General features: G+C 68.1%; 10 protein-coding genes. 2 read left to right on the plus strand and 8 right to left on the minus strand.

Features of this window, described 5'->3' with window-relative positions; genetic code table 11:
- The first annotated feature begins 26 nt into the window (after positions 1-26).
- The gene (locus NQU54_RS22250; protein WP_257632595.1) at positions 27-2,660 is read left to right on the plus strand and encodes a GmrSD restriction endonuclease domain-containing protein; all 2,634 of its coding nucleotides are present in this window, start codon (positions 27-29) and stop codon (positions 2,658-2,660) included.
- Between the two features lie 53 nt (positions 2,661-2,713).
- Here the strand turns inward: NQU54_RS22250 and drmC are convergent, their stop codons facing one another.
- The 8 genes from drmC to NQU54_RS22290 form a co-directional block, all read right to left on the minus strand.
- The gene (drmC, locus tag NQU54_RS22255) at positions 2,714-3,475 is read right to left on the minus strand and encodes a DISARM system phospholipase D-like protein DrmC (RefSeq protein ID WP_257632596.1); all 762 of its coding nucleotides are present in this window, start codon (positions 3,473-3,475) and stop codon (positions 2,714-2,716) included.
- Complete coding sequence (gene drmB, locus NQU54_RS22260; protein ID WP_257632597.1) at positions 3,472-5,367, minus strand: MrfA Zn-binding domain-containing protein; 1,896 nt, start codon at positions 5,365-5,367, stop codon at positions 3,472-3,474. Before drmB ends, drmC begins: the two co-directional genes overlap by 4 nt.
- Positions 5,364-9,194, minus strand: a complete 3,831-nt coding sequence (gene drmA / locus NQU54_RS22265; protein WP_257632598.1) for a DISARM system helicase DrmA — start codon at positions 9,192-9,194, stop codon at positions 5,364-5,366. Before drmA ends, drmB begins: the two co-directional genes overlap by 4 nt.
- Before the next feature lie 244 nt (positions 9,195-9,438).
- A complete protein-coding gene (locus NQU54_RS22270; protein WP_257632620.1) occupies positions 9,439-9,969 on the minus strand; it encodes an RloB family protein in 531 nt (176 codons plus the stop codon).
- Positions 9,970-10,018: 49 nt separating this feature from the next.
- On the minus strand, positions 10,019-11,350 hold the full coding sequence (locus tag NQU54_RS22275) for an AAA family ATPase (protein ID WP_257632599.1): 1,332 nt from the start codon (positions 11,348-11,350) through the stop codon (positions 10,019-10,021).
- Between the two features lie 234 nt (positions 11,351-11,584).
- A complete protein-coding gene (locus tag NQU54_RS22280) occupies positions 11,585-13,189 on the minus strand; it encodes a hypothetical protein (RefSeq protein ID WP_257632600.1) in 1,605 nt (534 codons plus the stop codon).
- A 348-nt stretch (positions 13,190-13,537) separates the two neighbouring features.
- Positions 13,538-13,750 (minus strand): DUF397 domain-containing protein, encoded by a 213-nt coding sequence (locus NQU54_RS22285; RefSeq protein ID WP_257632601.1) that lies wholly within the window; start codon positions 13,748-13,750, stop codon positions 13,538-13,540.
- The gene (locus tag NQU54_RS22290; protein ID WP_257632602.1) at positions 13,747-14,580 is read right to left on the minus strand and encodes a helix-turn-helix domain-containing protein; all 834 of its coding nucleotides are present in this window, start codon (positions 14,578-14,580) and stop codon (positions 13,747-13,749) included. The genes NQU54_RS22285 and NQU54_RS22290 overlap by 4 nt, the downstream gene beginning before the upstream one ends.
- Before the next feature lie 531 nt (positions 14,581-15,111).
- On the opposite strand from NQU54_RS22290, the gene NQU54_RS22295 reads away from it, so the two are divergent.
- On the plus strand, positions 15,112-15,480 hold the full coding sequence (locus NQU54_RS22295; protein ID WP_257632603.1) for a hypothetical protein: 369 nt from the start codon (positions 15,112-15,114) through the stop codon (positions 15,478-15,480).
- The last annotated feature ends 181 nt before the right edge of the window (positions 15,481-15,661 follow it).

A 15,661-nucleotide genomic window follows, 5' to 3' on the forward strand; every position in this document is an offset into this window, starting at 1 on the left:
CTGATTCTCCGGATCACCGTACCGGGATGGTGGACAATGAAGGGCTGGCCCCGGACAACTCGACGAAGAGGACGCGCGTGCAGGCTCGGGAGATCACGTTCAGCAAGCTGGTCCAGGGCGAGATGCAGTTCCAGGTTCCTCTCTATCAGCGCACATACAGCTGGGAACGGCAGCAGCTCCAGCAGTTGTGGGACGACGTGATGGAGTTGGTCGACGACCGGCTGGAAGACAGGCCGACAGCGGCCCACTTCCTGGGGTCCGTCGTGCTGGCTCCGGAGCGTGTCGCCGCGGGCGGAATGCAGCGTTGGCTCGTCGTGGACGGCCAGCAGCGGCTCACCACCCTCATGCTCGCCTTCATCGCGCTGCGGGACCGCCACCGCGAGCGCAAGGCCGACAAGAAGGCCGCCCGAATCCACGACCTCCTTCTGGTCAACGGGTACCAGGAGGGGGACGACCACTACCGGCTGCTGCCGACCCAGGCCGACCGGGACGCCTTCATCGCATGCGTGGAGTCCTCCCCGAAAGCGGGTGGCCCGGGAAACGTCGGCGCCGCCTACCGGTTCTTTCTCGATGCCCTCGCAGAGGGGGAGGAGAACAGCGGTGAGGTCTGGACCGACGCCGTGGAGACGGTCCTTGGCAACCTGCTGTCGATCGTCGCCATCACCGCGGCCGAGGGCGATAACGTCTACCGGATCTTCGAGTCCATCAACAACACGGGCGTCGGTCTGAGCCAGAGCGACCTGCTGCGCAACTACCTCTTCATGTGTCTTCCCAACCGTGGGGAGCAGGTTTACCGCACCCTGTGGCTGCCCATGCAGGAGCTGCTCGGGCCGGACAATCTGGAACTGCTGGTCTGGCTCGATCTGGTGGTGGCCGGCAACAGCCGTGCCAAACAAAGCGAGATCTACCGGGATCAGCAGAAGCGGCTCGAGCCGCTGTCCCAGGACGAAGCGGCACTTCAGGCGGAGATCGCCTCCCTCGCCGAGCGAGCCGAGCGGCTCATGCGCATCCTGGAACCCGAGCGGGAGCCCGAACCGGAGCTGCGGGACGTGCTGGAGCGACTGTCCCGATGGGGCGGCCAGACCCACTATCCACTGGCCCTCTACTTGCTCGACCTGGTGGACTGCGGTCGGTGCACCGCCCAGGAGGCCGCCGAGGCGCTGGGTTACGCCGAGAGCTACATGGTGCGCCGTCTGCTGGCCGGTCTCTCCACGACGGGCAGCAACCGCGTCTTCATGGAGCTCCCCAAGGAGCTGGACAAGGACGGCTCACCCGCTCAGGCCGTACGCCACTTCCTGTCGCGGCCCAAGACGGGAGCTCGGGTGTGGCCCGGCAACGACGCACTGCGCGAGGCGGTCCGAACCCGTCCCTTCTATAAAGCAGGCCGTGTCAACCAGCGCTTCCAGGTACTGCGCCGACTGGAGGAGAGCTACAGCGCGAGCGAACCCGTCGACTACACCAAAGCCCGGCTCACCGTGGAACACGTCCTGCCGCAGACCCCCGCGCAGCAGTGGCTCGACATGCTCGCCGAGGAGGCCGAAGACGGGGAGAGCCCCGAAGAGCTCCATGCGCTTCTCGTTCATACGCTGGGCAACCTGACGCTCTCCGGGGACAATGCGCGGCTGTCGAACCACCCCTTCCGCCGCAAGCAGGAGATCCTCGACTCCAGTGCCCTGCGGATGAACCAGCGCATCGCGGCCGAGGAACGCTGGGGCAGAGCGCAGATCCTGGCCCGCGCCGATGAACTGGCCGAGCGGGCGGTCCGGCTGTGGCCCGGTCCGATCGAGAACGCGCGCCATGCCGACGACGGGTGGGCGGGCTGGAAGGAGCTGCGCAAGGCCCTCCGCGCGATGCCGTCGGGAACCTGGACGACGTACGGCGACATCGCCGCGCTCATCGGCACGCATGCCATCAGCGTCGGCAGTCACATGCGATCCGCCCCCGGGCTGCATGGCGCCTACCGTGTCCTGACCGCCGACGGCCGTGTCGCGGAGGGCTTCCGCTGGACCGACGACGAGCAACTCGGCGACCCCAAAGTCCTCCTGGAAGCCGAGGGAGTTCGCTTCGACGCGGTGGGCCGGGCCCACCGCTCGCATCGGCTGACCGCAGGAGACCTGGCGACTCTCCTGGGCAAGAGCGACTCCGACGAATGGGCGCCGGCACAGGAACCGGACGACGGACAGGAGACGGCCGCCGACCGTTTCACGACGCAACTCCGGGCCAACCAGACGCAGGAGACCGTCGACGGCGTGCTGAGCGCGCTGCGTTTCTGGGAACAGCAGGGCGGCTATCGCGCGTACGGCAAAGCCGAGGAGACCAGCTGCTTTCCGACCCTGGAGGCGAGCGCCGCCCGTAACGCGCGCACCCTGTGGCCGATCGCCGTCTACCCGGTGACCGGCACGGTGGAAGTCGTCCTTCAGCATCTGAAGCGGCGGCCGCCGTTCGATGACGAGCCGATGCGGCGGGAGCTGATGGGCCGGTTCAACGAGATCGAGGGAATCGAACTGGCCGAAGCGAAGCTGGACCTGCGTCCTTCCTTCCCTTTGGAGGTCTTCGCCGCGCACGGCGAGGAACTCTGCGCCGTGCTGGAATGGTTCGTGCACGTGGTCGCCCTCGCTGAAGCCCGTCGGCCACTGGAGGACGGTCCGGCCGCGTCCTGAATCCGTCGGGCACTGCCCGGCCGCCGATCGCCAGGACCACGCCCTACGGTGTGTCAGCCAGGAAGCGGCCGCAGCACACCCCTCCGCTGCAGCTCCCGGATGTGCTCGGCGGCCCTGAGCGGGGCGGTGCCACCGGTAACCAGCACCCCGGCCTCCAGGTTCCTGCGGACCGCCGACTCCGTGAGGTTCGCGCTGCCGAGCAACAGCACCCGCCGGTCGGCGACGGCCAGCTTGGCGTGCTGCCGCGCACGCGGGTGGTCGCGCCGCTCGGGTGCCCAGTGCCACAGCCGTACGCCGGGCACGGCCGCGAAGGCGTCGGCCGGTTCGGAGCCGAGCAGCCCGGCGGCTCCCGCCCTGGTCTCCACCACGACATGCACCTCGACACCCCGCGCGACGGCCGCCCGCAGAGCCGCGGAGAGCGGTTCATAGGGGCGGGCCGCATACGTCATGGCCAGCAGCTCCCGCCGCGCCCCGGCGACGACCTCCGCGAGCACCCGAGCGGTGGGGCGTGCCGGCACCCCTGGAGTGGCAGGCCCGGTCCAGACCGTGCTGACGTCGACCTCGACCCGCTGTCGGTCCCGGCCCGCGACGAACCCGCGCAGGTAGGCGGCGGCCTCGGCGTACGGGATGCCGTGGCGCCGCAGCGACGCGTACACCTCCCGTATCGCGTCACTGGCGCGCGGATCCTGCACAGTCACAAGCGCGTGCTCCAGGCCCCGCCCGCGTGCCAGCACACCCGCCAGGTCCTTGGTGCGCGCGGAGCCGAGGACCGAGGCGACCGCCTCCGCCGCGGCCTCGAACTCCGCGCGGCTCACGGCCGCAGACTCGTAGGCGTCAGCACCTGGTCGCTCTCGTCCCCGAGCGGGACCAGGAAGCGGCGGTCGAGGAAGCGGTTGCCGCGCTCGCAGGTCGTCTCCGAAACAAACAGGCAGACATGGCAGGCGGCCCCGTGCAGATAGTCCGCCGGATCCCGCGGCAGCCGCTCGGCGCAGAGCGGATCGGAGGAGCAGCGGGCCGCGTCGTGCAGGGCCCGGCGCACGATGCGTTCGAAGTGCGGATCCTCGGCGAGGGAGACGAGACCTCCCAGGGTGCCCTCCGAGTCCGGCACGGCGGTGTAGATGAGGATCCCCGTGCGCGGATGCTCGGCGTCTCCGGCGTAGATTCGTTCGCCCAGGCTTGCCGAGCTGTACCCGCACTCCAGGGAGATGGTGCGGATCAGCAGATGAGAGAGCGAGTGCAGGGCGATGTAGCGCTCCCCGGGCCAGCCCCGCATCGGGTCGAACTCGCCGCGCAGCCGGTCCGACTTGCGGTTGGTGCGGAAGCGCGCGAAGGCATCACGATGTGCCTGCATCGCGGGCGACTTCTGCATCCGCTCCTCCCACTCGGCCATCAGGTCCTCCCGTACCCGCAGGAAGATCCCCTCGCCGCGCACCTCACTCGCCGGCACCCAGTTCTGGGACGTACGGGACAGATGCACAGGCGTGGCGATGCCGGGTGTCTCCTTGTCCGGCGCGTCGAGCCGGGTGAAGCCGACCAGGGCGCGGGCCTCACGCAGCCGCTGCACCTGCCGTACGTCCGAGAAGAGCCCGGTGAGGGCGTCGGGCACCGTGACGCCCTCCAGCGCGAAGTCGTCGGTGGCATCCGGCATGGGCGAGGAGGAGAGCACCTCCCACTCGGGGCTGAGCAGATCGACCGGGGCCGACTCCGCTGTCGGCGCCGACGCGCCTTCCAACCGCTGCTGGTGGGCCTGTACGGCGGCGATGAGCGCCTCGGCGTCGTAGTCCTTGAGGTAGGCGTACGCGGGGGTGCCGGCGAAGGCGTCGAAAACGACGCGTGAGGTGATGTTCTGCAGCTCGACCCAGCGCTCCTCGACGAGTTCGGCGAGGTTTCCGTTCCTGCTCGGCGGCAGTGCGAGGGCGCTGAGTGTGATGGGGAACCACTGGTTGGACGCGCCCGCGACCATCAAGGTCGCCTCTTTGTCGCAGTCCGGCTGGTATGTGCCGAGGTGCGGGTGGCGGCCTCGGCACCTAGGGAGGTTGCGCCGCCCCCGGTCGCCCATGGCGTCGCGGATGTTGCGTTGCTCGCCACAGGCCACGCATTCCAGCGTCACGTTGGCCGCCTGGTTGCCGCCGTGGTCCTTCATGCGCAGCAGCGGGCGGGGCATCTTCGCGCATGCGGCCCCGTGGTGGACGAAGGGCGCGTACGGGAACTCGTCGAGGTGGCCCGCGGTGCACACGAGGGTGAAGCGGGCCGCGACGGCGAGCGGCTTGCCGCGCCTGCAGTCGTGGACGAACTTGGCCTCGTGCGGGGTGCGCGGATTGTTGTTGACGAAGGCGAACGCCTGCGAGTCGATGGGGGCGAGGAGATTGCAGGCCGTGCACCGCAGCCACTGCGGGAAGGGCGTCACCGGCACGCCCACCCCCTGCGCGGCCCATTCCTTGGGCGAGTTGTCGGCGCCCTCCATCCAGGGCGCGGACCGCAGTTCGTTGATCTGGGCCGCGCCGTAGAACTGGAGGGAGCGGTTGACGGCCGTACGCAGCCGGGGCTCGTCGATGACGTAGTCGGTCAGGCTCGCGTGGCTCCAGGATTCGAGGCCCTTGACCAGTACGGAGAAGTTGGGCAGGTCGATCAGGGAACCGACTCCGGCTGTGTACATCAGATGGCTGGGGCGTGCCGCGCCGACGCGTCGGTAGTAGTTGGTGCTCATCGTCGTCCCCTTCCGGCCGCGCCGGGCGCGGCATCCCCGTACTCGTCGGCGTCGACCGGAGCGGCCGCGGCGGCGTCGCTTTCGTCGTCGACGGGAGTGAACCGCCACTCGGGACCGCTGTAGGTGGCCTGATCCACGAAGTTTCCGCCGCCGGACAGCAGCAGGTTGAGTTCGTTCTCGGTCTCCCGCATCGACATGGGCACGGTGCGTTCGTCCCACCGCGAGCCGTCGGCCCGGTGCAGCAGGGCCGTGACCAGGATGTCCTTCTTCTTATCCTTGCGGTAGCCGAGCACGCCGCCCCTCTCGCGCTGCTCGGCCCAGGAGTCCTTCAACGCGGTGATGCGCTCGGACAGGTACCGCTGAGCACGCTCGCCGCCGACCCGGTCCGCTCGTTCCAGAAGCCGCCGCTCCACACGAGTCGCGATCGGGCCGTCGAGGTCGACGACCTGGGCGTCGGTGTTGCGTGAGTACTCGTACGCCGCCTGCCGCAACGCCGCGATGTAGGCCGGCGCGGTACCCCGGTCGAGCGCACGCCGGGTGAACGGTGTCACGGACAGTGCTTCGACCTGGCGGTAGAAGGTGGCGTGGTAGTGGGCGAAGTCCTCGAAGTGCGCCAGGTCCCGTGGGCGGGACCAGTTGTAGAGAGTGACGACCAGACCGGGGCGGCGCGCGTCACGGCCCACACGTGAGGACGCCTGGATGTACTCGGCGGTGTTCTTCGGCTGGCCGACGACGAGCATCAGCCCGAACCGTGAGACGTCCACGCCGACCTGGAGCATCGAGGTGGCGAGGACGACGTCCACGGCCTGCTTCTGGAGAGGGGTCAGCTGGACGCGCGGCTCGCGTTTGTCGCGCAGCGCCGCCGCGTACTCCGCGAACAGCGCCCGGCGCCGCGGTGAGGTGTCCCGTTCCGGATCGAAGGGGGCCTCCAGGCGCTTGAGCGTGGCGCCGATGTCGGCGGAGGAGATACGCGACGTCAATTCCTGGATGGTCAGCATCCCCGACTTCGTGACGATGCGGTCGGCGATCGTCTCGTGCCCCTTGCGACTGCCGTTGACCCGGACCCGGGTGGCGATGTCGTCGTCCATGTAGCGGCGCATACCGGCGAGTTCGCGCGTGGCGTTGAAATAGCCGACCAGCGTCATGTAGGGATCGGCCGGCAGCCCGTACTTGTCGAAGAGCTGCTGCGCACCGAGCAGCAGGATCTCGGCGACCCGGATCTCGGCGGCCTTCAGCCGGGTGCCGTGGGCGCACACGCCGAGGTAGCGGCGGCCGGGTTCGGCGCGGCTCACCTCCGTCTGCCGTGAGAAGAACGTGTCGCCGACGTCCAGAACCTGCGGCGGGAACACCGCGACCTGCCGGCCGAAGACCCCCCGCACCTGATCCGCGGCACGCTTGGTGGTCGCCGTGGAGGCGACGATCTTCGGCCCGACCTCGTGGCGGTGTCCCTCCGCGTCCGTGTACTCCCAGCTGCACAACTGGTCGACGGCGGCCTCGAAGAGACCCACCGTGGTGCCGAGAGCACCGGAGATCAGATGCAGCTCGTCCTGAATGATCAGGTCCGGTGGCCGAAGCCGGGCGACCGGCCGTGAGGCCACCGCGGGCAGCAGGCCCTTCTTGTTGTGCCGGCTGCCGCAGCCGGTGCGCTCGTCCAGGTCGTCGTGGCGGTAGCCATGCCGCGGGCACCACTCCGTGACCCGTCCGAACAGCAGCCCCGCGTACCCGTTCCAGGGCAGCTGCGCGAGCTTGTCCACGGTGGCGATCACCATCGCGGGGGCGAGGCGGTAGATCTCCTCGTCCACCGTGATCACCGGAATGCCCTCACCGGGCGCGGCGAGCCGGGAGAAGGGGCAGCGTCCCTCGCCCTCGCCCCGGGGGCAGTAGAGCAGGACCCGGCGCCGGTCGGCGTCGTAGTCCATGTTCGAGTGGGCGGTCAGGCCCTCACCGCACCATGGGCAGCTCAGCACCTGGATGACGCGCGCGTGCTTGTCGCTCGAACTCTCCTTGGCACCCGCGATCTGCTCCTGTGCCTCGGAGAACCAGTTCGGCGACACGGAGTTCCCGACCCACAGGCCGATGCGGAACGGCGTCTCTCCCCAACGGGCGTCCCGCGCGAACTCCTCGCGCCGCAGCACCTCGCACGCGCTGACGAGCGCTGCCGCGCGCTGGAACTGCTGGGCGGTCAGCAGCCGCAGCGTGTACCGCATGAGCACACCGACCCCGGCGCCGCCATCACGCGCCTCCGTTCCGCTGCCCACCGTGCCGTGCAGCCGCCGCAGGGCGAAGGTGAACGCGGCAAGCCCCAGATACGCCTCGGTCTTGCCGCCGCCGGTCGGGAAGAACAGCAGGTCGACGAGGGCTTCGCGGCCGGTGCCGCGATGCGGGTGGCCGGGCCGGGACAGCGAGGCCAGGTTCAGCAGCACGAAGGCGAGCTGGAAGGGCCGCCAGCTGGCCGCCTTCTTGCCCTCCGCGGCTACGGCGTCGCGCGCTTGCTCGTAGGAGACACCCTCCTGACCGGCCCGCAGCCCGGCGACCGCGGTGTTGCGCCGCTGGAGCGCCATCGCCCGGTTGGCGAAACGGAAGGCTTCGAGCGCGTCCTTGTCCGCGCAGAGCGCGTCGATGCCGAACGCGATGCGGTGGCAGACCTCCTCGGCCTGGTCGATGGCGGTCTCGGCGGCGATCCGCAGATCCTCGGGCAGGGACTGGGCCTTCTGGCGCTGTTCGTCCAGCCAGGCGCTGTAGCCGTCCGCGAGCGGGGCCAGGGCGTCGGCCAGTTCCTTGCGGCGCGCGGGCACGGCAAGGGTGGCCAATTCGTCCATGCCCAGCTCAAGACCGTCGAGGAGCGGCTGCTCGGCGGCGGTGGGCGCCGAGGTGGCCGGCACGTCGTACTCCGGGAGCCACGTGGTCGCCAGCCGATGGGCCCGCCGCTCGCCCTTGCGCACATCCACCCGCACCGCCACATTGCGGCCGACGGCGTGCCGCAGACTGTTCCGGTACAGCAGCCGCAGCCGCCGCTCCTCCACATCCTCGGAGCCGCCCGCGGAGCGGGGGTCCAGCGGATCGTCGATCGGCAGGAAGACGGCCGCCCGGTCGTCGGGGAACGCGGTCACGGTCAGCTCGGTCTGGAACAGCCACTGGACGTCGCGCCGGTCGGCTTCGCTCTCCCGCAACCGGTTGACCAGTGCGACCTCCACGACGCGGAGATCCTCGCCGCCCTCGCCCGTGGCGCGCTCACGCACCTGGACGTCGAGGTGGATCCCGGAAGACTTGTCACCCTCCAGGACGCGACTCTGGTCACCGGCGCGGGTCACGTCGATGTCGCAGGGGCGCTTCACGGGCTCGCGCCCCCAGACCCGGGCCGTACGCCCGTCATCGGTGCGAGCGCTGGTGGGGGAGTAACGCCCCCAGGATGACTGGACGCTGAGCGTGCCGATCGACGCGGGAACCACGAACGACAGCCCCATCGAGGAGGCCCAGATCCGCCCGGAGGCCTGCGGAGTGAGCCGCTCCGCAGGTCCGCCCTCCTCGGTGCCGTCGTCGCTGCCGGGCTCGACATTGGCGGTCTGGGCGGCGTTGCGGGCGATCTGGGTCGCGGTCTCACCGGCCTCCGGGCGAGGGCCGAGCATGCCCACGAGGTAACGGTCGCGCGGTCCGGCCGACCGCGGCGGGAGCTCCTCGGTGTCACCGTCCCAGGGGCCGAGCAGATCCCGGTGGATGTATGTCACCAGCCCGTCGCGCACGTCGTACGAGTCGCCGGGAAGGAACGTCTGCGGCACCTCGTCGAGGGGGTGGGGCACGCCAGGAGCGGCGGCGGGCTGGGACGGCATGGCGATCGGGCCCTTTCTTGCGAGATGAGCCAATGGGGTGAGACTACCGGGTACGGCAGAGCGTGGCGCCCCAGAAGAGGATGTCACTCGTTGACTCAGTTCACAAGCCGGTTGATGTATGCCCCAAAGCAGGAGTGAGCCGGAGGGGGCGGGGTGTCCTTCCAGGCTCTCGCTCTGCCCGACAGGTGGAGTGACATGGCTGGAAGTGACCGCACACGGCGGGTAGGGCGTTGCGTGATGAACGCTATGCGCCGTTCTCGCCGTTGATGGCGAGAGCGAGACGCCACATGCGGGTTGACGGATTCCTTTTGTGTTCCGTGCCCTCTTCCGCGAGCGTGCGCGCATGCTTCACCGCGTCCCGCCAGAGATGGCGGTAATGGCGTTCGAAGTCCACGGCCTTGTTCGCGGGGACGTCGACATACTTCTTCAACAAGATCTTGAGGGCCTTGTAGTCAGCGACCCAGGTGTGATGGTGGGTGTGGTGCAGCAATAACCAGATCTCGAAGCACGGGTTGGACACGACGAGTTCGACGTTGTTCTCGGAAGCACACCGCATGGCGGACTCCAGGTCCTGGTATTCGTCCACGTCCACGACGCACCAGACCTGGTCGAAGTCGCTGCTGGCGCCGCCCCACCGGGCGACGGCGTACTGGACGACCTGGAGAGGAGATCCCGGTTTCTTGGTGACCCGTACCGACAACGTCGAGCGTTTGAAGTGCTTTTTGAAACCGACGAGGTAGTCGTGCTCCGTAGTCATGGCCCCGCACACGACCATGATCTGGTCGGCGCTGTCCCTGACATCCGTTGCGCGGTTCAGATCGGTATCACGGCTGGGCCGCCTCGACTTGGGCCTGCCGCTCGGCTTCGGTGTCCTGGCCAGAACCCCCACCCCTCTTGAGTACCGCCTCGGCGAAGCTCTCGTCGATGAACGGGACCCCACCGTAACTCCCGCCCAGATAGCGGCGCTCCCGGTTCTCTTCTTTCCGGGGTTTGAATTCCGCCAGCGAGTAGAGCGTGGTTTCGCCGTACTGATCCTTCTCCACGAACCATGCCTGGTCGCGCTTGAGAATGTCTTCCCCATCGCGCCGTCCGAGCAGGCTGGCATCGTGCGAGGTGAAGATCAGCTGAGCGCCTTCGGGGTTGGTTCGCGAATCCTGGAACAGACCGATCAGCCGGGCTGTGAGGAGCGGGTGAAGGCTTGCGTCGATCTCATCCACCACGAAGGTGCCGCCTCTGCGCAGCACCGCGAGGAAACGAGGGGCCTGCTCCAGCAGGGATTGCGTCCCCGCCGACTCGTCGTGCAGGTTCATCTGCACGACGCCGCTGCGTCCGCGATGTCCCACCCATGGCCGCATGATCTCCCGCGGGCCTTCGTCCTCCAGCTCCCGCAGGAGGCGAGGCGGTATGCGGGGGCCGAACTGACGTCGCAGACCTGCCTCGTCCATGAGGAGGCGCTCCATACCGCACCCCTCGATCCCCAGGTCCGCGGCTTTGAGTAGTTCCATGATCTCCGGGTGGCGATCGGCGTCCTCAAGCGCCCGCACAGCGGAGATCCCGAAGTTGCGGCCGGGTTGCGTACCCCGGAACTGGAGGCGGTGTGCGAACCAGTCGTAGACGGGGCGGAAGTCCTGTTGCTTCGAGCGTGCGGCCAGCGAGAGGAAGAGGACGTTGGGCTCGGTGATGCTCTCCACGAGTGCGAGTTGCCCCGACTGCTGGGATGCCCCGGGCTTCACCTCATCGCCATCGCGCGAGAACAGTTCCTTTTTCTTCCCCTTCGGGTAGCTGTCGAGCCACTCCTCGACCACGCGGTCGTCATCGACGCCGAATCCGTAGGTGTAGCGCACTCCGTCCAGCAAGAGGTCGACGATGTACCAGGACGGCTCGCCCTTGGCTTCGTCGTCCAGCAGGAACGGGCTGCGATCGACGCCTCCGTCCGGCTCGGCGTCACGGTGGGACGACACCACCATGCGAGCCATGTACTGCAAGGCACCGGCCAGATTCGACTTGCCGGAGGCGTTGGCTCCGAAGATGCCGACGACCGGGACGGCTCTCCACTGCGTGCCCTCGGGCCGATCCGTGTCGTAGACGGGCTGCAGATTGAGCTGCTGCTCGTGTCGGATCGAGCGATGGTTCGCAACCCGGAAACTCAACAGCATCAGACCGCACCTCCTGCCGTCCCACTCCCACCGCTGCACCAAGGCCGTGATGCATCCCCGTGCTGCTAGTAAAACGCGTGAAGGGGCCTCTGGCAACGGGAGGCGACCCTTATGGGGCTCTTCTGTGCGGAAAAACCGCACGACTGGGCCCGGTGGGGGTGATCCAGACCGGCCGGTCCCGCTGTTGTGGACGTGCTGGTCCAGCGGGCGGTGGGGGCGAGGATGTCTGGCCGGTCAGAAGAGAGTGCCCTCACGCGGGAAGAGTCCGTCACTGAACGGGGCGAGATCTTCTGCTTCCTCCGGCCTCTGCTCCGACGCACCGGCTGCCGACGGCGCGGGGTCGTCCGGCTCGGGAGCGATGAGGGCCGCGAGCCCGGACGCGTCGCCACCGGTCATGGCATCCAGCTGCCGCAACGCCTTCATCCGCATGGAATCCCGCAGGGCCGGCGGCAGCGCCACGCTGACCATCCTGAGCATCCGGTACTCGCCGCCCGCGCCTCGCACCAGGAACCCGAGCTGAGCGCGGCCCGCGCGGGAGAGGATCAGCAGCTCGCACATCTCGTGCGGGTCGTCCTCGTCGTAGCGGAAGCGCATGATGAGGTTGTGCGCGTCCGGGTCCGTCGGAGGGAAACCGACGACCACGTCGTGCGGGTCATCCGACGTCCGGTGACCGATCCGCACCTGCCCGTCATGTTTGAACCGCCGGGCCGCCGCCGATTCGAGGCCACCCTCCACGGTATACAGCCACCACGGCTGGGAACCGACAGTGCCGGTCCAGCCGATCTGCGTCTCCTCCGAGAAGACCTTGGCCACCATGCTCATCCACTTCGGGACGGCCTCACGCGGGCGCTCGGCCCGCTTGAGCGGCGTGTAGTCCTCTTCGGTGAAGACGGGGGTCGGCAGGGCGGGGTCACCCGGGGCGCACCAGATCTCCGTGTACTTCCGCAGGTACGCCTCGCAGCGGGCCGCCTCCGGCGAGTCGAGCGCGAGGTGTGCGCGCTCCAGAGGGGTGAGTCCCGGGATGAACTCGTCCTTGAGCCAGCGCAGATACGCCAGCCCTGTGTCCCGGAGCGATTCGAGGTTGGTCCGCAGGTCGGGAGGCAGGGAATCATCGCCGGACGCCAGGTTTCCTTCGACCACGGTGGTGAGCGCATCGGCCAGCGCCCGCTCCCGGTGGACAAGCATGAGGTGGGGTACGGCCGCCAGTTCGGCGGCACACTCGGAGGCGTACGCGTCGATCTCCTCGGCGATCCCGTCCCACCGCGTGACGAGGACGCGCGCGAACTCGGCTTCCTGGCCGTGGGTGTGCGCCTCCATGTAGGCGAAGTACCCGTGCCAGTCGTCCTCGCCCGGACCGTCCGAGGAGACGAGCCCGCGCCGCCAGATGCCGTCGCTGTCGATGGACCAGCGCTCGCGCAGCTCCTGGTGGACTCGCGGCCAGCCCACGGCCCTGGCCCGGATCTCGGCCCAGTAGGCGAGAAGTCCTTCGCCGAGGGGTTCACGCCACCACGCGTGGAGGAGCCGCACGGTCGGCCTGCGCAGGGCGAGCCACAACCCCTCGACCTCGCCGATCCGTTCGGGCGCGCGTATGCCGCGATGCCCGGCCAGGCGAACCAGATCACCGGCGACGAAGCCGATCTCCTGCCGCTCCATGTCCGCCTGCGCGGTCCGCGCGAGGGCGGTGGCGGCGACGAGGTCGTACGGGCCGAGGTCGTCGGGGATGACGGAGGCGATATCCGGCGAGAGCTGCTCGAGCAGGATCGCCAAGGATTCTGTCGTGTTCTCGAACCACTTGCGACGCAGGTGCGGGAATCTGCCGGAGGTGTGTGCGGCGGCCATGACGGTCACTGTACGTGCGTTGACTTAGTTCACACAAGTCGGCGAGGCTCCACCGATGTCGAACCCTGTCCGCCGGGCCGGCCGAGTAGTGGTGCGGCACGCTCAACTCGCTGCACTCCTCGCGACCGGATCTGTCAACCGGCACTGCGCGCTGAAACGCGATTCGCTATGGCGCTTGGTGCTGTGCAGTCCGCTCGACTACGAAGGGGCACATCCGAGGCGTTCCTGCCGAGGAACGGTCGGCAGGCGCTCGGTGACGGTGCCGAACATGAGGCGCGGCAGCGACCCGATACGGCGACGGCCCCCGGTCTGGGGGCCGCTCGCTTCGGTGGCTGGTTGCTGGATGGGTCAGGTGGCGGGGAACTCCCCGCGCTGGACGGCGGAGATGAACGATGACCACTTGTCCGCCGAGAAAACCAGTGCCGGACCGTTCGGGTCCTTACTGTCCCGCACGGGGATGATGTCGGGGTAGCCATCGGCCACCTCTATGCAGTTTGCGTCTCCCCCGTTGCTATAACTGCTCTTGCGCCACACGGCGGCGCTAAGGTCGGGAGTATTCATGATGTGCTGCCCTCCATGAGGTCTCTGATGAATTCCACCGAGGCTGACGGCGATAGGGCCGAGTCCCGGAGATGATCGTAGGACAGCCGGTGCTGCGATACTTCTTCCGGATCTTCGATCAGTTCTCCCGACTTGCTGCCCTCGAAGTAGGCAACGCCGGTGCCGTCTGCCTGCCATAGGAGCGACAGAGAGCCTCCCATCAGGTCATGTACCCCGGCAGTGAAGGGAAGGACCTGGAGCACTATCGCCGGTTGCGCAGCCGATTCCACAAGGTGGGAAAGCTGCCCCGCCCATATCTTGGGGTCAGCCGTAGGACGCCTCAACGCGGACTCGTCAAGGATGACACGCATGCTCGGTGCCGGGACACGTTGCAGGATCTCCTGACGACTGATACGAGCATCCACCTGCGCTTCCAGTTCTACCTCGCTCCACTGGTTCGCGGCAGATGAGAGCACTACGCGCGCGTAATCCTCTGTCTGAAGCAGTCCCGGGATGGCCGCCATGTACTTGTGCATGATCACGGCGTTTGCTTCGTACTGAACGAATAGCTTGTACGTGCCCGCGATCACCTCGTCACGGGCCATCTTCCAAAGCCTTACGAGTAAATTTCCAGTTCCGTAGTAAGTATCAAGATCCTCCATCAGCATCTGCTTTGATAGACGTTCGCCGTTTTCGAGTCTATTTAGGTAGGTTCGATCATATCCAGTATCTTCTGCCACTTGACTCAGGGATTTACCCGATGTTTCCCTAAATGTTTTCAGTGCGTGGCTGAGTGCGTCTCGGGCGTTCTGTTGGCCTTCGTTCGGGCGTTCGAGCACATCGATTCCCATTGTTGTCTGGCGCCGTGGCAACAGCGGATGAGGGGTCAACTTACTGCCGTTCGGCCATGGTTGACGTACGTCCGGTACTTACCCCGGGCAGCCAGACGCCACATACGAGACCCCCGCAACCCGACTGCAACGGGCCCGGGGGCGTGGCCCAACAGCTATGAGGGAGCTGATGAACGATGACCAACCCTATCGGGTGGTTCTTCGCATGGGTGAGTGCACTTCTCGCCTTACGGCCGTCCGGCCGTCACCGGGCCGGGGAGGTACCTCCCCCCGGGGCGGTACCTCCCGAGCCGCGTACGGTCGTTTCGCCTCCCGCCGCGAGGGACTCAGGCTCTGTGACCCATCCGGCCGTCCCATCGCGCGATAGCGGGGTGCCTGCCCCGGTGCGTCCGTACTTCGTAGTTCACGAGAGGGAGGAACAGCGGTTGCGGGCGCGGCGGAGGCGTGCGTTGTGGCTCGCGGTCCATGGCGTCGATGTCGGGCTTCGGGTGATCCGTGGTGTGAGGGTGAGGGTGAGGGCGGCGTGTCCGGATGAGTGCGATGACCGGTCTGCGCTTGCTGCCGTGGTCGAACCCGGACGGCAAGCCGTGTTATCTGGCGTCGGACGACGGAAACAGCCTTCTGAGCCGACGTGCGGACGAAATCGAGGCGCTACAGGTGGCGATGGGGCGGGAACTTCTCCGTCATGCCCGTGTGCTGCTTGAGGACCGTAAGGCCGATGTGAGGGAACTACGGTTCCTGGCGGAGCGGCTGTGTGAGTCGTTGCGTGACGTGCTGCGGGTCGCCGAGAGTCGGGGCGGTCGTCTACCCGCGCACGGGGAGGGCGACGGCCAGGATGAGCCGGAAGACTTCCCGGACGGGGGTCCGGCCTCTGGGAGGGCTGGGGGGCGTCGTGGCTGACTGGCAGATCGGTCCCGTACCCGGGCGGGGCCCGTGCCGCACACGTGGTGGAGAGGTCGCGCTGCCGCTCCAGATCAGCAGCGGCGGGCAGCACCGTGCCATTGCCGAACTGGAGCTGACCGCAGTCGAGGCCGAACAGTTGCATGCGGCCTTGTGCTACGCGCCCGGCGGGCAACAGTCG

The organism is Streptomyces malaysiensis subsp. samsunensis (assembly GCF_024519315.1).
Classification (GTDB): domain Bacteria; phylum Actinomycetota; class Actinomycetes; order Streptomycetales; family Streptomycetaceae; genus Streptomyces; species Streptomyces malaysiensis.